The organism is Bradyrhizobium sp. HKCCYLRH1034 (genome assembly GCF_051168375.1).
GTDB lineage: Bacteria > Pseudomonadota > Alphaproteobacteria > Rhizobiales > Xanthobacteraceae > Bradyrhizobium.
This window is the reverse complement of the sequence record NZ_JBNPUW010000023.1, coordinates 25,254-43,618: the sequence shown is the minus strand read 5'-3', so window position 1 is coordinate 43,618 and position 18,365 is coordinate 25,254. Positions and strand designations below refer to the sequence as shown.

Here is an 18,365-nt window from a genome sequence, read left to right as displayed (position 1 = left end):
GTTCGGCTGTCAACCCATCCCTGTGCTGGAACGATCGGGGACCGCCGCGGTCGCCATTGGGGTCGACCCGCCTCAGATCAGCAGGGGCAGCTGGGCTTCCACTGCGATGTCTTGCTGCTGCAAGGATGACAGCGAGACGCCGAGGAGCCGCACCGGCTTGGCCAGGGGCATCTCGCTCTGAAGCAGCGCGACGGACAAGCGTGCCAGATCCTCCCGGCTCGCGACCAGGTTGGCGACGGACCTGCTGCGTGTGATGATTTCGAAGTCCGCGAACTTGACCTTCAGCGTGACCGTCCGGCCCCTGTTGCCGCTGGTTTCGCAATGCTGCCAGACCTTGTCGATCAGCGGCTGCAGCTCCGCCAGCATCGGCTCGAAGTCGGTCAGGTCGGTCGAGAAGGTGTTTTCGGCGCCGACTGATTTGCGGATGCGATTCGCTCGGACCGGGCGATTGTCGATGCCGCGCGAGATCCAATAGTAGTGGTGGCCGGCCTTGCCGAAGTGCTGCTGGAGGAAGGGGAGGGTCTGGTTGCGGATGTCGAGCCCGGTATGAATTCCGAGCGCGTTGAATTTCGCTGCGGTCGCCGGGCCGATGCCGTGAAACCTGCCGACCGGCAGCCCCTCCACGAAGACCGGACCCATCTCCGGCGAAATGACGTATTGCCCATTGGGCTTGCGATGGTCCGAGGCCAGCTTGGCGAGGAACTTGTTGTAGGAGATTCCCGCGGAGGCATTGAGTCCGGTTTCGGCCTTGATCTTGGCCCGGATCTGCAACGCGATGTCGCGCGCCAGCGGAATGCCTCGCAGGTTTTCGGTGACGTCCAGATAGGCCTCGTCCAGCGACAGAGGTTCGATGATCGGCGTGTGCTCGGCGAAGATGGCGCGGATCTGCTGGCTGATGGCCTTGTAGACCTCGAAGCGCGGCTTGACGAAGATCAGGTCCGGGCACTGGCGCTTTGCCGTCACCGACGGCATGGCCGAGCGCACGCCGAACGCCCGAGCCTCGTAGCTTGCGGCTGCCACGACGCCGCGCTCGCGCGATCCGCCGACGGCCACGGGTTTGCCGCGCAGCTCGGGATTGTCCCGCTGCTCGACCGACGCATAGAATGCATCCATGTCGATGTGGATGATCTTGCGAATGGCCGGCGGCGCGGCATCCTGTTCCGGACCGGAGCTTGGCATCGCCAAGCTCTATCAGAGCGTGGCGATGAAGTCTGCCCGGCCCGAGCGTTGCCTGCGACGTCCCTTTGACGGCGGCGTTGCGATGAGATCTGCCGTCAGGCCCTCAAACGGCGGCTACGGAAAAGCGCTCAGAAAAGGATGGCCTACGGTGATTGAAACGAAGCGACGCAGCCGGGACCCGTTGTCAAAACGGGTCACGGCGCCGCGACCGAAATTCGCCTGGCCCGGCTGTGATGTTTGAGCTCACGTTCCTGGGGACCTCGGCGAGCGTTCCGTCCGCGGACCGCAATCATCCCGGCCTTCTCGTTCGAGCAGGCCGGCATCGCATTCTCGTCGATTGCGGCGAGGGGATCCAGCGTCAGCTGCTCCGCGGTGGGGCAGGCTTTCGGCGGCTCGATCGGATCCTGCTCACCCACGGCCATTTCGACCATGTCCTCGGCATTCCCGGACTGTTTTCCACCCTGCGGCTGCGCAGGAGCGCTGACATCATGCGCGTCCACGGCAGCCCCGGCACGCTCGATGTGGTGGTCCGAATGCTCGCAGGGCTGTGGGGCGAGGGCCGCGCGCCGATCTCGCTCGAGCTCGTTCCGCTCAGGCGCGGGGAGGTTCTCGACGCCGGCGAGTTTACGACCAACTGCTTTCCCGTCCGGCACCGCGAGACCGACAGCTTCGGCTTTGCATTTGTGAGTCGAGCGCGCCGCCATCTGAAGCCAGATCGTCTGGCAGCGCTCGCGGTGCCTGATGGGCCCGTGCGGAAGGCATTGGCGGAGGGCCGGCCGGTCACGCTGGAGGACGGCCGAACCATCGATCCCGAGGATGTTCTGGGGCCTCCGCAGGGGGCGAAGAAGCTCGTCATCGCCGGCGATGCGGAAACGACCGAGGGTCTGCACGAGCACGTCCGCGACGCGGACATGCTCGTGATCGAGGCGACCTTCCTCCGGCGCGATACCGCCATGGCTCGCGACTACGGCCACCTGACGGCCGCGGAGGCCGCCGGGCTTGCGGCGTCCAGCAACGTCAGGCAGCTCGTCCTGAACCACATTTCCGGCCGCTATCCCGACGAGGAGATCCTCGCCGAGGCGCGGGAGATCTTTCCTGACAGCCGTGTCGCGATCGATTTCGACCAGCTGGTGGTCTAGCGGCTCGCTTCGGGCACGTCTGCTACGTCGCCCCTGAGCCGCTCTGCAAACGGCTCTGGGCGAACGTGATGTACCAGTCGAGGCAATCGGGATTGGCCATCGCATCGCGGTTGATGACCTTGTCGAGCGGCTGCCCGAGCAGGAGCTTCTTGATCGGGAGCTCCTGCTTCTTGCCGGACAGCGTGCGCGGAATCTCGGCAACCGCGAAGATGTCGTCAGGCACGAAGCGTCGCGACAGGCTGGCTTCCACCGCCGTGTTGATCTTCCGCTTCATCGCCGCATCGAGCGCGACGCCGTCGCGCAGCACCACGAACAGCGGCATGTAGCTGTCTCGGCCGAGATATTCGAGATCGACGACCAGCGAATCCAGGATCTCCGGCAGCGCTTCGATGGCCGAGTACAATTCGCTCGTCCCCATGCGCAGCCCGTGGCGATTGATGGTCGCGTCGCTGCGGCCATAGATCACGCAGGAGCCGTCCGGATCGACCTTTAGCCAGTCGCCGTGCCGCCAGACCGGCCCGCCCTCGCGCGTCTCGAAGGCGTCGAAATAGCTCGCGAGATAGCGGACATTCCCCGCGTCGTTCCAGAACCGCAGCGGCATCGACGGCATCGGCGCGGTGCAGACGAGCTCTCCGACCTCGCCGATGACAGGCTGGCCCTGGTCGTTGAAGGCCTCGACCGCTGCTCCGAGCACGCGGCACTGCATCGTTCCGGGCACCTGCGGCAATTCGCGGTTGCCGCCGATGAAGGCGCCGGCGAAGTCGGTGCCGCCCGAGATGTTGGCCCACCACATTTGCGCCTGCGCCCGGCTGCCATTGACCTGCGACAGCGCCGCGAACCGCTGATCGAACCAGGCCTGCGTGTCGGCGCTGAGCGGCGAGCCGGTGGACCCGAGGCAACGCAGATGGGACAGATCGCCCGCGTCGGCCAGGTTGATGTCCGCCTTGACGCAGCTCGCGAAGAACGCCGCGCCCGCACCGAAGAAGGTGGATTTCGAATTCGCCACGAAGCGCCACAGCGTAGTCCAGTCCGGACGATCCTTCGGCCCGGCGGGGCTGCCGTCGAAGACGCAGCACGTGGTGCCATTCAGGAGCGCGCCGACCTGGTTGTTCCACATGATCCAGCCGGTCGAGCTGTACCAGTGATAGCGCTCGCCGAACGAATTGGGCTGATAGGAGCAGCCGATGTCGTTGTGCAACCCGAGCAGGGCCAGCGTGACGATGATGATGCCGCCGTGACCATGCACGATCGGTTTCGGCAGCCCGGTGGTGCCGCTCGAGTAGACGATCCAGAGCGGATGATCGAACGGAAGCCACTCCGGTTCGAAGGCATCGACGCCAGGGCTCGTTCTTGCCAGAACGTCCGAGAGACGAACCCCGCCGCTCACCGGCGCGCCGGCATCGTCACTATGCAGGATGACGTGGCCGAGTGTCGGCAACGACCGGCGCAGCTCCTCGATGACACCGCGGCGATCGTGCCGGCGGCCGGCATAGGTGACCGCATCGCAGGCGATCAGCACCTTGGGTTCGATCTGCTTGAACCGGTCGATCACGGCGGGCGCGGCCATGTCGGGGGCGCAAACGCTCCAGATCGCGCCAATGCTCGCCGAAGCGAGAAACGCGATGATGGCTTCGGGTATATTGGGCAGATAGGCGGCGACCCGGTCGCCGGGCGCTATGCCTTGCTCGCGCAGATGCAGCGCCAGGGCGGCTGCCTTTCGCCGGAGCTCGGGCCAGGTCGTCTCCGTGAGCCTGCCGTCCTCGTGACTGCTGATGATCGCAGGCAGGGCCGCAGCATCGGCGGCTTCGACGTGACGAAAGACTTGCTGGGCGTAGTTGACCGAAGCGCCCGGAAACCAGACCGCTCCCGGCATCGTGCGCTTGCCCAGGACGGTCGAAAACGCGGTCGGCGACTGCAGGTCATAATAGTCCCATATGCCGCGCCAGAAGCCGTCGAGGTCGCGGATGGACCATTGCCGCATCTCCTCGAAGTTCTCGAAATGGAGGCCGCGATTGTCCCTCAGCCATTGCCGATAGAGGACCATTTGCGGGACGTAGGGAGCTATCATCATTCGTTCCGGGCTTGTTTGCATGGTACGGCCAGGAGACGCCAAGAGGCGCTCATTTCGACTTCTGCTTCCGCCGCTTGTAGAGCGCGTTGAAGCCCCCGGCCATGAAGGTCACGAACCGCTCGCGGACCGCGGCGAAATCGTCGGACTTGCACAGGCCGCCGGACAGGCGGTCGATCCGGCCGGTCCGTGACAGGATCAGCGAGTAGGCGCCGGAGGTGAACTGGAAGCTCCAGAACAGGTCCTCAGGCGTGGCGTCGGGCAACGCCTTCTGCAGCAGCCCGATGAGACGCAGCACCATGGGATCGAGATAGGTGTCCATCATCTCCACGCCATAGCCCGGCGCGTTGGCGACCTGTGCGAAGATGCGGCCGAAGTGTCGCCAATTGTCCTCTTCGTTGACGTAGACGTCGAACGCGCCGTCATAATAGGCGCGCAGCGCGCCTTCAACGGTCGGACGATCTCCGACCTTGGCCTCGTAGGCATCCAGCCCGGCCGTGCGCACCGTGACAGCGTATTCCATGCGGCGTTCGAACACGGCATCGAACAACGCCCTCTTGCCCTCGAAGTAGTAATGGATCAGCGCGGGATGGATGCCCATCCTGTCGGCCACATCCTTGATCGTCACGCCGAAATAGCCGAGCTGCGCGAACAGCTCCTCGCTGGTGTCGAGGATCAGCTTCACCGTCGTCGCGCGCTGTTCCGCGCGCGTGCGGCGTCCCTCGGATTTCGGCTGTGCTGGCATGCTCTCCGTGGTCCCTGATCGGCGCAGACAGGAACGGCGCCGTTGGTGTTTGACGATGAGGGGGTGGGCGCGCCCGGTCAAGCAGGACTTCGGGCTTCCAACATTTTCATTTAGTGCTAAATGAATGAACTTGACCGCCGGCCGGTCGGACGGTAGGTCTCGGAGACCTGATGGAAAACGGTCGACGATCGGGCGGCGGGCAACGCGCTGCCAGTCTCGTCGTGCGCGGACATCATCAAAGAGAATCGGCTGGCCATGGATCAGCCGCTCACGGGAGGACACATGACACGGATCGCGTCGACGGCGGCTGCCGTGCTGATGCTCGGCGTGGCGCTTTCAGCCCCGGCGTTCGCGCAGAAGAAATACGACGTCGGGGCCACCGACACCGAGATCAAGATCGGCCAGACGAACCCGCTCAGCGGGCCGGCTTCCGCTTTCGGAGCCATCGGCAAGGCGGAAGCGGCCTATATCCGCATGATTAACGAGCAGGGCGGCGTCAACGGGCGCAAGATCAACCTCATCCAGTATGACGACGCCTACAGCCCGCCGAAGACCGTCGAGCAGGTGCGCAAGCTGGTCGAAAGCGACGAGGTGCTGACCACGTTCCAGATCATCGGCACGCCGCCGAACGCCGCGGTCCAGAAATATCTGAACGGCAAGGGCGTTCCGCAGCTTCTGGCGGGAAGCGGAGCGTCCCGCTTCACCGATCCCAAGAACTTTCCGTGGACGATCTCCGCCAACCCGAACTACCAGTCGGAAGCGCACATCTACGCCAGATACATTCTGGAGAACCACCCGAACGCGAAGATCGGCATCCTGTATCAGAACGACGACCTCGGCAAAGACTACGTCAAGGGGCTGAAGGACGGGCTCGGCGCCAAGGCCGGCATGATCGTGAAAGAGATGTCCTACGAGCTGTCCGATCCGACGATCGATTCCCAGCTGGTGACGCTCAAGGCGTCAGGTGCCGATCTGTTCTACAACATGTCGACGCCGAAATTCGCGGCGCAATCGATCAGGAATGCCGCCGAGCTTGGCTGGAAGCCCGTCCACATCCTGGAGGTCAACGCGACGGCGGTCGGTCAGGTGCTCGTGCCCGCAGGGCTCGAGAATGCCAAGGACATCATCTCGGTCGCCTACGGCAAGGATCCGCTCGATCCGCAATGGGCCGATGACGAGGGCATGAAGCGCTACAAGGCGTTCATGGCGAAATACGCGCCCGGCGAGGACGCCAACAGCGGCTTTGCGACCTATGGCTACTCGACGGCGGCCCTGCTCGTCCACATTCTCAGGCAATGCGGCGACGAGCTGACGCGCGCCAACATCATGAAGCAGGCGACCAGCATCAAGGGCTTCGTTCCCGATCTCGGGTTGCCGGGAATGTCGGTGACGACAACCCCCGATGACTACCGCATCAGCAAGCAATTCCAGATGATGAAATTCGACGGTCAGCGCTGGATCATATCGGGTCCGATTCTGACCGACGACGTCAAGGCGGACTAATCCTCTCATCGGCCATGGCCTGACCGAGCGCCGCTTGCGCGCCAGGATACCCCGCTGTCTCTCCGTCACCCGCGCCGGCCGGCGCCGAAGACTGAACTCTGTCCGTCGGAGCGCCGCTCATGACCAGTGAAGCCGTCCGCCGCCGTCGGGGCTTCGATCCTGCGGCGCTTGCGGCGATCGGCCCGGCACTCGCCGAATTCGTCGATCGCGGCGAGCTCGCCGGCATCGTGTCTCTCACCTCGCGCGGCGGCGAGATCGTTCATGCCGAGACGATCGGCTGGCGCGATGTCGAAACCAGGAGCCCGATGCGCCCGGATACGTTGTTCCGGATCGCGTCGATGACCAAGCCGATCACCTCGGTGGCGGCGATGATGCTGGTCGAGGAAGGCAGGATCGCCTTGGCCGACCCGATCTCCCGCTGGATTCCGGAGCTCGCCGATCTGCGGGTCCTGCGCGACGCCGCCGACCCGCTCGACGAGACCGTGCCCGCCCGGCGCGCGATCACCATCGAGGATCTGCTCACGCACCGCTCGGGCATCGCCTACGCGTTCTTCTCGGAAGGCCCGTTGAAGGTCGCCTATGAGCGCGCGCTCGGCGATCCCGCGATGAACCGGTCGACGCCCGACGAATGGCTCGCGGCGCTCGGCACGCTGCCGCTGGCGTATCAGCCCGGCGACTGCTTCCACTACGGTCATTCGACCGACGTGCTCGGCTTCCTGATCGGCCGGGTCGCAGGCAGGCCGCTTCGGCAGGTGCTACAGGAGCGCATCTTCGCGCCGCTCGGCATGGTCGACAGCGATTTCTGGTTGCCGCACGCCAAGCGAGATCGTCTGGCGAGCCTGTACGGATATGACGAGACGGCGGGGCGGCTCGCGAAGGTCGAGCCGGTCATGTATGACGAGCCGCCGGCCTATACGCCGGGCGGCGGCGGGCTGATCTCGTCCGCGCCCGACTATCATCGGTTCGCGCGCATGCTGCTCGGAGGCGGCGAGCTGGACGGCGTCAGGCTGTTGCGGCCCGAAACCGTCAACCTGATGCGCACCAACCGGCTGATCGACGCGCAGCGCCAGATTCCCTTCGCCGGCATGCCGCTGTGGCAGACCTGCGGATTTGGGCTCGGGCTTGCGATCGTCGAGGATGCCGCCGGCAATCCCTATGCCTGTGGCGCACCGGGCACGATCACCTGGCCGGGCATCTTCGGCACCTGGTGGCAGGCCGATCCCGTCAATGACCTGATCATGATCTATCTGATTCAGCATCACGTGCCGGTCTCGGCGGGAACAGGGGCCACGATTGCCACTGGGCGCGGTGCTGCCGGCCGCCGTGCTCTTCCTGTCTATCAGCGTGGAACCTACGCCGCGCTGTCCCAGCTTGCGGAACAAGCGACATGAACGGGGCAGCGCTTGTCACCCCTCGGGTGCCCGGCGGGTTCGTCCAAGATGTGGACGCCAACATTCCGCCGAATGAAACGTCCGATCGGCGGCGGGCGGCCTGTCTTCCACATTGCCGGAGCTGCAACTGGCGTTCACGTCATGCCGAGCTTGTCATCCGGCCGTTATTCTGCTCATTGCTTCTTCAAATTGCGCGATCATGCGTATCGATCGACTGAAGTCGACAGCCAGCGAGGAAACAAGACTATGCGCAAGTTAACTTTAGCCATTGCCCTGATCGTCCCGATGCTCGGTCATGCCGCGCAGGCCGAAGACACCGTCAAGATCGGCTATATCGATCCGCTGTCCGGCGGCGGCGCGAGCATCGGCGAGGGTGGCCTGAAGACGTTCCAGTACCTGGCCGACGAGCTCAACGCCAAGGGCGGCATTCTCGGCCACAAGGTCGAGATCGTGCCGTTCGACAATAAGACCAATCCGCAAGAGAGCCTGATCCAGGCCCAGAAGGCGATCGACGCCGGCGTCCGCTACATCACGCAAGGCAACGGATCGTCCGTCGGGCTCGCGCTGGAGGATTTCGTCAACAAGCACAACACGCGCAACCCCGGCAAGGAAGTGCTGTACTTCAACTATGCCGCCGTCGATCCGAGCATGACCAACGAGAAATGCAGCTACTGGCATTTCCGCTGGGACGCCAGCTCGGACATCAAGATGGAGGCGCTCACCAACTACATGAAGGACATCTCTTCCATCAAGAAGGTGTATCTGATCAATCAGGACTATTCGTTCGGCCAGTCGGTCCGCAGCGATGCGCGCAAGATGCTGGCGGCGAAGCGACCCGATGTCCAGATCGTCGGCGACGAGCTGCATCCGCTGCTGAAGATCACGGACTTCTCGCCCTACATTGCCAAGATCAAGGCGTCCGGCGCCGACAGCGTCATCACCGGCAATTGGGGCCAGGACATCGCGCTGCTGCTCAAGGCCGCCGCGGATGCCGGCCTGAAGGTCAACTGGTACACTTATTATGCGGGCGGCGCCGGCGGCCCGACCGCCATCAAGCAGACCGGCCTGGATCATCAGGTCTTCCAGCTGACCGAAGGCTTCGCCAATTCGGGCCACCAGGCTGCGATGGACTACGAGAAGGCGTTCCGCGCCAAGGTCAACATGTCGCTGTGGTATCCGCGGGCGGTCAACGAGATGCGCATGTTCAAGGCGGCGGCCGAGAAGGCCAACTCCATCGATCCGGTGAAGGTCGCGGCCGCGCTCGAGGACCTCAAGCTCGAGGTGCTGGATGGCGGCACCGGCTTCATGCGCAAGGATGATCACCAGTTCTTGCAGCCGATCTACGTCTCGTCCTTCGGCAAGCTCGCGGCGAACGAGCCGTTCGACGAGGAGAACACCGGCTGGGGATGGCACCTGGTCTCCAGGGTCGATACGCCCCAAGCCATGGTGTCGACGACGTGCAAGATGGCGCGGCCGTAACCGATCCGCGCTGGCTTCCCGCACGTCCTCACCGTGCGGGAAGCGGCGTCGGCCCTGCGTCGATCTGTTAGGGAATGAGCGGCGGGGTATCGAGGCCCCGGACATTCGCGGGTGCACCGTGCTTGAACTCATCGTCATCTCCACCCTCAACGGCGTGCTGTTCGGCATGCTGCTGTTCCTGCTGTCGAGCGGGCTGACCGTCATCTTCAGCATGATGGGGGTGCTCAATTTTGCTCACGCCAGCTTCTACATGCTCGGCGCCTTCTTTGGCTTCCAGCTCACGAAATGGGTCGGCTTCTGGCCGGCCCTGCTGCTGGCGCCGCTCCTCGTCGGGGCCATCGGCATGGCCGTCGAGCGCTACGGGCTCCGCAACACGCACAAGCATGGCCACGTCGCCGAGCTGCTGCTGACCTTCGGCCTTGCATTCGCGATCGAGGAAGTCGTCTCGATGATCTGGGGCAAGACGCCGCTCGACTATCGCGTCCCGGCGCTGCTGGACTTTCCCGCGTTCACGATCTTCTCGACCAACTATCCGGCCTACAAGCTGTTCATGCTGGCGGTGTCGGTGACGATCTTCGTGGCGCTGCTGATCGTGCTCAAGCGCACCAGGGTCGGCCTGATCGTTCAGGCGGCGCTGACCCATCCCCACATGGTGGGCCATCTCGGCCACAACGTCGGACGCGTGTTCATGGTGGTGTTCGGGGTCGGTAGCGCGCTGGCCGGTCTCGCCGGCGTCATCGCCGGTCCCGCTTTGGTGACGCAATCCGACATGGCCGCGGCGCTCGGGCCGATCCTGTTCGTGGTGATCGTGTTCGGCGGCCTGGGCTCGCTGCCGGGCGCCTTCATCGCTTCGCTGGTGATCGGCCTGGTGCAGACCTTCGCCGTCGCGCTGAACGGCTCGCTGGCAAGCGCCTTCGGCCCGCTCGATCCATCCGCCGGGCCATCAGTGCTCACCGACATCTGGAACGTGACGATCGCGCAGGTCGCGCCGATCGTTCCCTACCTGCTGCTGGTGCTCGTCCTGATCGTGCGCCCCGTGGGCCTGATGGGGACTCGCGAATCATGACCGCAGCAGTGACCTCCGCGTCTCATCTCGCGGCAAAGCCCGCCGGATCCCGTCTCCGCTTCTATGCCGTCTGGGTGATCGGCGTGGCGGCGCTGATCGTGCTGCCGCTGCTCTTCAATTCGGGCGGATCGCTGACCTCGTTCAGCCTCATCGGGATCGCGATCGTCTTCGCGCTCTCCTACAACATCCTCCTCGGTCAGACCGGATTGCTGTCGTTCGGTCATGCGGTTCACTACGGCCTGGGCGGCTTCGCGGCCTGTCACATGATGAATGCGGTGGTGGCGCATGGCTGGCCGATTCCGCTGCCCTTCATTCCGCTGTTCGGCGGGCTGGGCGGGCTCGCCTTCGCGATCATCCTCGGCTGGGTCATGACCAAGCGCGCCGGCACGGTGTTCGCGATGATCTCGCTCGGCATCGGCGAGCTCGTGGCGTCGTCGTCGCTGATCCTGCGCTCGGTGTTTGGCGGCGAAGCCGGCATCACCACGGACCGCACCGCTCTGCCGCGCATGTTCGGCTGGACCTTCGGGCCGCAGCTGCAGGTCTATTACCTGATCGCGTTCTGGCTGGTGCTGTCGGCAATCGCGATGTATGCGCTGACCCGGACGCCCCTGGGGCGGATCAGCAATGCGGTGCGCGACAATCCCGAACGGGTCCAGTTCATCGGCTACGACCCGCACGTCGTCCGCTATCTCGCCTATTGTTTTGCCGGATTCTTCGCCGGCGTCGCGGGCGGCCTCGCGGCGATCAGCTTCGAGATCGCGAATTCCGCCTATCTCGGTGCAATCCAGTCGGGCCTGGTGCTGTTCGCGACCTTCATCGGCGGGACGGCCTACTTCTTCGGTCCGATCCTCGGCGCGATCCTGGTGACCTATCTCCAGCTCGGGCTGACGAGCCTCACCAGCGTATGGCAGCTCTACTTTGGCATCATCTTCATCGGCATCGTCATGTTCTCACCCGGTGGCATTGCCGGTCTGCTGATGATGCACCGGCCGCTGGTCCGTGCCGGAACGCTCGGAATGGTGATCCCGTCCTATCTCGTTGCCATCGTGCCGACCGGGGCGCTCGCCTACGGCGTCATCCTGACCATCGAGACGGTCGCGCGCTATTCGGGTGGTGACGCCATCAACCTGTTCGGCGTGGCCTTCAATCCGCAATCGCCGGCGACATGGGGCGTCGCCGCGATTCTGGTGGTCGCCGGCTTCTTTGTCGCGCGGTCGACGTGGCAGCGGATCGCCGGAGCCTGGGACAGGGCCGCCACCGTGGCGCGTGATCGGGGGTATCTGGCATGACCGCAGCGATCGAAGTTCGCGCCGTCGAAAAGCGCTTCGGCAATGTCGGCGTCATCCGCGACCTCAATCTCAGCGTCACCAAGGGCGAGCGCCACGCCATCATCGGCCCGAACGGCGCCGGCAAGTCCACGACGTTCAACCTGATCAGCGGACACATCAGGCCGACCTCCGGCGAGGTGAGGCTGAACGGCACGCTCATCTCCGGCCTGCGGCCGTTCGAGATCAATCGGCGCGGCCTGTCGCGCTCGTTCCAGGTCACCAACGTATTCGCCCGCATGACCGTGTGGGAGAACGTCCGATGCGCCGTGCTGTGGGCGACCGGACATCGCTACGCGTTCTGGAAGAACGTCGACAGCCTGCCGGAGGTGCGCGAGCGGACCGCCCAGATCCTCGATGACATCCATCTCACGCATCGGCGTGACATTCCCGCGGGGTTGTTGACCTATGCCGAGCAGCGCGAGCTGGAGATCGGCGTCACCATCGCGAGCGGTGCGACGGTCGTCATGCTCGACGAGCCGACCGCCGGAATGAGCCACGCGGAAACCGAGCGCGCCGTCTCGTTGATCCGGCGGCTCACCGAGGGGCGGACGCTGGTGATCGTCGAGCACGACATGAGCGTGGTATTCGGTCTCGCCGATCGCATCTCGGTGCTGGTCTATGGCCACATCATCGCGTCGGGCACGCCGGAGGAGATCCGTCGCGACCCGAAGGTGAGGGAAGCCTATCTCGGCGAGGAGGCCCACTGATGCTCGAGGTCAGGAACCTCCACGCTTACTATGGCAAGAGCCATATTCTGCAGGGCGTCGACCTCGACGTCGCCGCCGGCGAAGTGGTGAGCCTGCTCGGCCGCAACGGCGTCGGCCGCTCGACCACCGTGAAGGCGATCATGGGCGAGGTCAGTCCGCAGGGGACGATCCGCTTCAAGGGCCGGGACATTGCCGGCTTGCCGAGCTACAAGATCGCGCGCCTTGGCCTCGGCTATGTGCCCGAACACCGTGACATCTTCCCGAGCCTCACCGTTCGGCAAAACCTCGTGCTCGGCATCAAGGACACGCGGCGGCCGGGGAAGTGGCGCCTTCAGGACATGCTCGACATGTTTCCCAATCTCGCCGCGCGCGCCGATACGCCTGCGGGTGTGCTGTCGGGCGGCGAGAAGCAGATGCTGACCACCTGCCGCACGCTGATGGGCGACCCCGACCTGATCATGATCGACGAGCCCACCGAAGGTCTGGCGCCGCTGATCGTGCAGCAGGTCGGCGATCTGATTGCCCGGATCGCAGCGGCGGGCGTCGCGATCCTGCTCGTCGAGCAGAAGCTCTCGATCGCGATGCGCATTTCGAAACGCGTCTACGTCATGGGCCACGGTCGCGTCGTGTTCGAAGGGACACCGGATCAGCTCAAGGCCAACACCGCGGTCCGGCAGGAGTGGCTCGAAGTGTGAGGGCGCAGGAGCCGCCGGCACATTTTCGCCGATGCAGCTCGGGCAGATCTGCCACAGACACCCGCCTTGTCCAAATCCTTCAGGTCTGAGGCAATGGATGTCGCAGCATGCGGTGCGGAAACGCGGCGTGGCGTTCGCGTAGCCTCAGGGCAACGAGGCGCGCGATGCAGATCGACGCCGTCGCGATCGCGATGCCGGCGATCATGTCGACGAGGAAATGTCCGCCGCCGATCGGGGTCGAGAGCAGCATCGCGCCGTGGATCAGGACATTGAACGGTCGCAACCAGCGCAATGACCACAATGCCCAGCCGTCGAGGACCGCGGCTGCCGCGTGAAAGCTCGGGAAGGTCACGATCCCCGCGAGATGGCTGGTATCCAACAGGCGCAGCGTCCCATCGCGAACCAGGGGCACCTCGCGCGCCGTGTCGAAATAGGCCTGCGGGATGAGGTTTGCGTAGGCGGACGGCGGCAGCTCCAACGCGTGATACACGCCGAGTGCAGGGACAAACAAGGTGATGATGCAGGTCAGCGCCAGCGTCAGGCTGATCGCGAGGTTGAACTCCGCGAACCGGCGATAGTGGCCCAGCAAGGGAAGGGCCACGACGATGATGCAGATCGTCCAGGAAATGGATCGATAGCCGAACGCGAGGCTCAGGACGGCCCAGGGGCGGTCATTGACGAACGACAAGTAGTCGCGAAAGTCGAAGCCAAGGGCGCGATCGAGGGCGAGCAGGTTGGCGTCCTGAAGCGGCAGGTTGGCGGCCGTCGCAATGTAGGACAGTGATGCCAGCACGGTGGATGCCAGTGTGGTCTGGGCCATTCCCGTCAGGAATGAGAACATCCAGGGTTTGGCACGCCGCGCCGACCGTGCGTTGGCGTAGCCGATGACACCATAGATGGCCGATGTCGATAGCACGATGATGTAGCCGACGGGTTCGATGCGAAAATCCGTGAAGATCAGGCACAGTCCGAACAGCACCCAAAGAGCTGTCATGACAGCCCAGTTGAACCGGAACACGGCCCAGGCCGTCGCGGCATCCTCGCTGTCATGCGCCCGTTGCAAGACGCTCTTTGTCCAGGGGAGCCAGCGGCGGCTGAGATCAGGCAATAGACCACCGGCTGCGGTGTCCGACATTGTCGTCCGCTCTCACATTTCAAATGGATTTCGATTTGTTTCCCGTCGGTGTCTTGTTACGGCCGGTCGGGCCAATAAATCAACCTCGGCGGGTAAAATACGCAGATACCGTGCAACGATGCTTAATCAAGCGTAGCCTGGAACCCTGTTTCGGTTGTGCCGGACAGGAAAGCACATTCGGCGATGAGGCCGCCTTCGCGCCCATAGAAAGCGGGTGAATCGGTGAGAAGAGACCGAGAGCGAATCCGAGGCAGCTTTGGTTTGAAGGGCTTCGCCAGTCGTTGCGGGCGAGCTACTTGTGGTGGTGCTGTGGGGTCAGCGGCCGATCGCTCGCGGGCTTGCGCGAGAGGTGGTCGCCGTCAGCAAAGTCCGTCGCGACGTCGCATGCATCACAGCTTCTGGCGGCCGTAGATCAGGAGCATCAGGATGATCACCGCGCCGTAGATCAGTTGGCGACCGGCCTCGCTGATCTGCATCACCGACAGAATGGATTGCAGCAGGGTGATCAGCACGACGCCGGCGACGGTGCCGAGATAGCTGCCGCGGCCGCCGAGGATGTGCGTGCCGCCGAGCACGACGGCCGCGATCGAGGGCAGCAGATAAGCGTCGCCCATCGACTGCGCCGCCTTCGAGGCGTAGCCCGCGAGCAGAACGCCGCCGCAGGCGGAGAGGGCGCCGGACAGCGCGAACGCCAGCATGGTGATGCGGCGTGTATCGATCCCTGAGAGATAGGCCGCGCGCTCGCGATTGCCGATGGCATAGATGGCGCGGCCGAACGTGGTCCGCGACAGCAGCCAGATCGCGGCGCCGCCGATGATCGCCCACACCAGCACCGCGTTGGGAAGGCCGGGCACGATATTGCCGGTGGCGAGATAGCGCATCGCCTTGGAGGCGGAATCCTGCGGCGCGAAGCCTCCGGTGTAGGCGACCATCAGCCCTTGCGCGACCGCGTTGGTCGCCAGGGTGATGATCATCGAGGGAATGCGCAGATAGGCGACGCCGATGCCGTTCAGGAGACCGATGGCGGCTCCGCAGAGAATGCCGCAGGGAATCGCGATGATGGCGCCGGTCGTGCCATGGGCGGCCGCCGCGCAGGCCATCATCGCGCCCGTCGTGACAACCCAGGGTACCGAGAGATCGATCTGGCCGAGCAGGATCACCAGCATCATGCCGGTGGCGATCACGCCCAGGAAGCTCGCGACCTTCAACTGCTGCAGCAGATAATCCGGCGACAGGAAGCTGCGCGAATAGAGGCTGCCCACCAGCAGCAGCAGCAGGATGCAGCCGAACGAGGCCGCCACCGCCGGATCGATCCGACGCAGCATGGCGATCCCGCGATGGGTCGGTCGTGGTGCCGTTGCGTCGCTCATCCGAACCACTCCAGCCGATTGCGCACCCGCACCAGACCGAACGCGCCGATCGAGACCGCGAGCATCAGCACGAGACCCTGGAACAGCGGCTGCCACAGCGGATCGAAATCGAACACGAACAGCAGATCGCCGATGGTGCGGAAGGCGAGCGCGCCGAAGATCGCCCCGATCGCGCTGCCGCGTCCGCCCATCAGCGATACGCCGCCGAGCACCACGGCCGCGATCGAGAACAGCGTGTAGGCATTGCCACTCGCATAGGCGGCTTCGCCCGTGTAGGAGAAGAACGTCAGGAACAGGCCGCCGATCGCCGACAATAGGCCAGCCAAGGTGTAGGCGACAAACTTGGCCGCGCGGATCGGCGCGCCGGACATGTAGGCTGCGACCTCGGAGGAGCCGGTCGCGAACGCGGCGCGGCCGATGACCGAGCGGCTATAGGGTACCCAGATCAGCAGCGCCGCCGCAGCCAGTGCCACGAGGCTCGTGGGCAGCACGCCGAACAATCTTCCCGTCAAGGCATCCGCCAGCGTCTCGTTGACGGATCCGCCGGGATTGGGCCGCAGGAACAGCGCGATGCCGTAGTACATCGCCCCGGTGGCGATCGTCGTCACGATCGGCTGCAGGCGCCCGAAGATCACGATCGCGCCGTTGATCATGCCGCAGACGATGCCGGTGCCGAGCACGCCGGCCACGCCGAGCGCGGTCTCGGTGGCGGTGCCGACCACGATCCAGGATGCGAGGCAGTTGGTCAGGGTCAGGATCATGCCGACGGACAGATCGATGCCGGCGGTGATCACCACGATCGCCTGCGCCATCGCGACAAAGGCCAGCAGCGTCGCCTTGTTGGCCGCGGTCTGCACCATGTTGGCGCTGAAGCCGGCCGGATGATTGGTCGCATAGAGCAGGAACATCGCGACGAAGATCCCGATCGCGAGCAGGGTGCCGCGCTGTTCGGAGAGCCAGTACCGCCACTCGGTCATGCCAGACTCGCTTCCGCTCGCTCGCCTTCGTCGACATTGAGCGCACTGCTGACCAGCGCGCGCTCGGTGATCTCGGCGCCCGCGAGCTCGCGCCTGATCGCGCCATCGTACATCACCAGCACGCGGTCGCAGCAGCCGATCAGCTCGTCATAGTCGGTCGAATAGAGCAGGATCGCGGCGCCCTCGTCGGCAAGCCGGCGCAGCAGCCGGTAGATCTCCTGCTTGGTGCCGACATCGATGCCGCGCGTCGGATCATTGAGCAGGATGATGCGCGGCTTGTTCATCAGCCATTTCGCGATCACGACCTTCTGCTGGTTGCCGCCGGAGAGCGCGCTGACAGCGAGATCGGGGGAGGCGGTCTTGATCTCGATCAGGCGGATCATCTCCTCGATCAGCATCGATTGCCGCTGCCGGTCGATGATGCCGAATGTCGCGAACCGGTCGAAGGCGGCGGCCGAGAGATTGTCGCGCACCGACATCGGCAGCATCAGTCCTTCGGTCTTGCGGTCCTCCGGAATGAGCGCGAGGCCGATGCGCTCCGACTTGGCGGTGACGGGGCTGTCGATCGTCACCTTGTTGCCGTCGATCAGAATGTCGCCGCGACAGTCGCGCAGCACGCCGAACAGCGCCAGCAGCAGCTCGCGCTGGCCCTGGCCGTCGAGCCCGCCGAGACCGATGATCTCGCCGGCCTGCAGCGAGAACGAGATGTCCTTCAGCCGGTCGCCCCAACTGATGCTCCTGCATTGCAGCGCGGGCGGCCGCCCATCGGTCTTGCGCGGCGGCTTTTCCGGGAAGGCATGCTTGTACTCGCGGCCGATCATCAGCTCGATCACTTCGGCATCCGTCTTGGTGCCGGCCGGGAAGGTCGAGATGCGGCGGCCGTTGCGGAACACGCTGCAATCGTCGGCGAGTTCCGCGATCTCGTGCATGCGATGGGAGATGTAGAGCAGCGCCAGCCCCTCGCTGCGCAGGCGCTTCAGCACCTTGAACACCTTGGTCACGTCGGATGCGGTCAGCGCCGAGGTTGCCTCGTCGAGGATCAGGATCTTGGGCTGCCGCGACAGCGCTTTCGCGATCTCGACCATCTGGCGGCGCGACAGCGGCAGGTCCTTCACCAGCGCGCGCGGATGAATGTCGCTGGCGCCGGCGCGGTGCAGCGCCTCCTCGGCAAGTCGGCGCTGGGCGCGCCGGTCGATCATGCCGAACCGCGTCGGCGGATGCGAGATCATGATGTTGTCGGCGACCGACAGGTCGGGGATCAGCGACAGCTCCTGGAAGATGCAGACGACGCCGGCATCGTTCGCGGCGGAGGGACCGCTGAAGGCGACCGCGCGTCCTTCAAGCGTCATCCGGCCTTCGTCCGGCGCGACCACGCCGACCATCAGCTTGATCAGCGTCGACTTGCCGGCGCCGTTCTCGCCGAGAATGGCGTGGATGCGGCCGGGATGGACCTCCAGGTCCGCACCGTCGAGAGCGATCACGCCGCCGTAGCGCTTGGACAGTCCTTCGGCGCGAAACAGCGGCTCGGCCGCGATCATGCTTGCTCCCTCAGTCGTTTGGGCAATAGGGACGGGCTGGCCGCG

Annotated in this window: 15 protein-coding genes; 8 read left to right on the top strand and 7 right to left on the bottom strand. The window is 64.8% G+C overall.

Going from position 1 to position 18,365, the window contains the following annotated elements; genetic code table 11:
• Window positions 1–72: 72 nt before the first annotated feature.
• Window positions 73–1,179: a DNA polymerase IV gene (gene dinB / locus ACQR0W_RS32915; protein WP_434840891.1), complete on the bottom strand. Its 1,107-nt coding sequence runs from the start codon at window positions 1,177–1,179 to the stop codon at window positions 73–75.
• 233 nt (window positions 1,180–1,412) lie between these two features.
• Here dinB and ACQR0W_RS32910 point away from each other — a divergent pair, with 233 nt between their 5' ends.
• The gene (locus ACQR0W_RS32910; protein ID WP_434840892.1) at window positions 1,413–2,318 is read left to right on the top strand and encodes an MBL fold metallo-hydrolase; all 906 of its coding nucleotides are present in this window, start codon (window positions 1,413–1,415) and stop codon (window positions 2,316–2,318) included.
• Window positions 2,319–2,340: 22 nt separating this feature from the next.
• Here the strand turns inward: ACQR0W_RS32910 and ACQR0W_RS32905 are convergent, their stop codons facing one another.
• Complete coding sequence (locus tag ACQR0W_RS32905; protein ID WP_434840893.1) at window positions 2,341–4,386, bottom strand: acetoacetate--CoA ligase; 2,046 nt, start codon at window positions 4,384–4,386, stop codon at window positions 2,341–2,343.
• A 52-nt stretch (window positions 4,387–4,438) separates the two neighbouring features.
• Complete coding sequence (locus ACQR0W_RS32900) at window positions 4,439–5,131, bottom strand: TetR/AcrR family transcriptional regulator (protein ID WP_315713541.1); 693 nt, start codon at window positions 5,129–5,131, stop codon at window positions 4,439–4,441.
• A gap of 282 nt (window positions 5,132–5,413) precedes the next feature.
• Between ACQR0W_RS32900 and ACQR0W_RS32895 the strand changes: the two genes are divergently transcribed.
• The 7 genes from ACQR0W_RS32895 (at window position 5,414) to ACQR0W_RS32865 (ending at window position 13,300) form a co-directional block, all read left to right on the top strand.
• Entirely contained in the window at window positions 5,414–6,634 is a 1,221-nt protein-coding gene (locus ACQR0W_RS32895; protein ID WP_434840894.1) for an ABC transporter substrate-binding protein, read from the top strand.
• 119 nt (window positions 6,635–6,753) lie between these two features.
• Window positions 6,754–8,025 (top strand): serine hydrolase domain-containing protein, encoded by a 1,272-nt coding sequence (locus tag ACQR0W_RS32890; protein WP_434840895.1) that lies wholly within the window; start codon window positions 6,754–6,756, stop codon window positions 8,023–8,025.
• Between the two features lie 246 nt (window positions 8,026–8,271).
• Window positions 8,272–9,504, top strand: coding sequence for a branched-chain amino acid ABC transporter substrate-binding protein (locus ACQR0W_RS32885; RefSeq protein ID WP_434840896.1), 1,233 nt, complete (start codon window positions 8,272–8,274; stop codon window positions 9,502–9,504).
• 118 nt (window positions 9,505–9,622) lie between these two features.
• Entirely contained in the window at window positions 9,623–10,570 is a 948-nt protein-coding gene (locus ACQR0W_RS32880; protein WP_315752342.1) for a branched-chain amino acid ABC transporter permease, read from the top strand.
• Window positions 10,567–11,859 (top strand): branched-chain amino acid ABC transporter permease, encoded by a 1,293-nt coding sequence (locus ACQR0W_RS32875; RefSeq protein WP_434840897.1) that lies wholly within the window; start codon window positions 10,567–10,569, stop codon window positions 11,857–11,859. Before ACQR0W_RS32880 ends, ACQR0W_RS32875 begins: the two co-directional genes overlap by 4 nt.
• Window positions 11,856–12,605: an ABC transporter ATP-binding protein gene (locus ACQR0W_RS32870; protein ID WP_315752344.1), complete on the top strand. Its 750-nt coding sequence runs from the start codon at window positions 11,856–11,858 to the stop codon at window positions 12,603–12,605. Before ACQR0W_RS32875 ends, ACQR0W_RS32870 begins: the two co-directional genes overlap by 4 nt.
• Window positions 12,605–13,300: an ABC transporter ATP-binding protein gene (locus tag ACQR0W_RS32865; protein ID WP_315713534.1), complete on the top strand. Its 696-nt coding sequence runs from the start codon at window positions 12,605–12,607 to the stop codon at window positions 13,298–13,300. The genes ACQR0W_RS32870 and ACQR0W_RS32865 overlap by 1 nt, the downstream gene beginning before the upstream one ends.
• Before the next feature lie 79 nt (window positions 13,301–13,379).
• Here ACQR0W_RS32865 and ACQR0W_RS32860 read toward each other — a convergent pair whose 3' ends face one another.
• From ACQR0W_RS32860 to ACQR0W_RS32845, 4 genes are all read right to left on the bottom strand, one after another.
• Complete coding sequence (locus ACQR0W_RS32860) at window positions 13,380–14,363, bottom strand: phosphatase PAP2 family protein (RefSeq protein WP_316187469.1); 984 nt, start codon at window positions 14,361–14,363, stop codon at window positions 13,380–13,382.
• A 461-nt stretch (window positions 14,364–14,824) separates the two neighbouring features.
• Window positions 14,825–15,805 (bottom strand): ABC transporter permease, encoded by a 981-nt coding sequence (locus ACQR0W_RS32855; RefSeq protein ID WP_315713532.1) that lies wholly within the window; start codon window positions 15,803–15,805, stop codon window positions 14,825–14,827.
• Window positions 15,802–16,782: an ABC transporter permease gene (locus ACQR0W_RS32850; protein WP_315713531.1), complete on the bottom strand. Its 981-nt coding sequence runs from the start codon at window positions 16,780–16,782 to the stop codon at window positions 15,802–15,804. Before ACQR0W_RS32850 ends, ACQR0W_RS32855 begins: the two co-directional genes overlap by 4 nt.
• Window positions 16,779–18,320, bottom strand: a complete 1,542-nt coding sequence (locus ACQR0W_RS32845) for a sugar ABC transporter ATP-binding protein (protein WP_315713530.1) — start codon at window positions 18,318–18,320, stop codon at window positions 16,779–16,781. The genes ACQR0W_RS32850 and ACQR0W_RS32845 overlap by 4 nt, the downstream gene beginning before the upstream one ends.
• Window positions 18,321–18,365: the final 45 nt, after the last annotated feature.

Bases quoted from the DNA above. Each gene is read 5' to 3' on its own strand.
- dinB (WP_434840891.1), bottom strand. From the start codon at position 1,179: ATGCCAAGCTCCGGTCCGGAACAGGATGCCGCGCCGCCGGCCATTCGC.
- ACQR0W_RS32910 (WP_434840892.1), top strand. From the start codon at position 1,413: ATGTTTGAGCTCACGTTCCTGGGGACCTCGGCGAGCGTTCCGTCCGCG.
- ACQR0W_RS32905 (WP_434840893.1), bottom strand. From the start codon at position 4,386: ATGATAGCTCCCTACGTCCCGCAAATGGTCCTCTATCGGCAATGGCTG.
- ACQR0W_RS32900 (WP_315713541.1), bottom strand. From the start codon at position 5,131: ATGCCAGCACAGCCGAAATCCGAGGGACGCCGCACGCGCGCGGAACAG.
- ACQR0W_RS32895 (WP_434840894.1), top strand. From the start codon at position 5,414: ATGACACGGATCGCGTCGACGGCGGCTGCCGTGCTGATGCTCGGCGTG.
- ACQR0W_RS32890 (WP_434840895.1), top strand. From the start codon at position 6,754: ATGACCAGTGAAGCCGTCCGCCGCCGTCGGGGCTTCGATCCTGCGGCG.
- ACQR0W_RS32885 (WP_434840896.1), top strand. From the start codon at position 8,272: ATGCGCAAGTTAACTTTAGCCATTGCCCTGATCGTCCCGATGCTCGGT.
- ACQR0W_RS32875 (WP_434840897.1), top strand. From the start codon at position 10,567: ATGACCGCAGCAGTGACCTCCGCGTCTCATCTCGCGGCAAAGCCCGCC.
- ACQR0W_RS32870 (WP_315752344.1), top strand. From the start codon at position 11,856: ATGACCGCAGCGATCGAAGTTCGCGCCGTCGAAAAGCGCTTCGGCAAT.
- ACQR0W_RS32865 (WP_315713534.1), top strand. From the start codon at position 12,605: ATGCTCGAGGTCAGGAACCTCCACGCTTACTATGGCAAGAGCCATATT.
- ACQR0W_RS32855 (WP_315713532.1), bottom strand. From the start codon at position 15,805: ATGAGCGACGCAACGGCACCACGACCGACCCATCGCGGGATCGCCATG.
- ACQR0W_RS32850 (WP_315713531.1), bottom strand. From the start codon at position 16,782: ATGACCGAGTGGCGGTACTGGCTCTCCGAACAGCGCGGCACCCTGCTC.
- ACQR0W_RS32845 (WP_315713530.1), bottom strand. From the start codon at position 18,320: ATGATCGCGGCCGAGCCGCTGTTTCGCGCCGAAGGACTGTCCAAGCGC.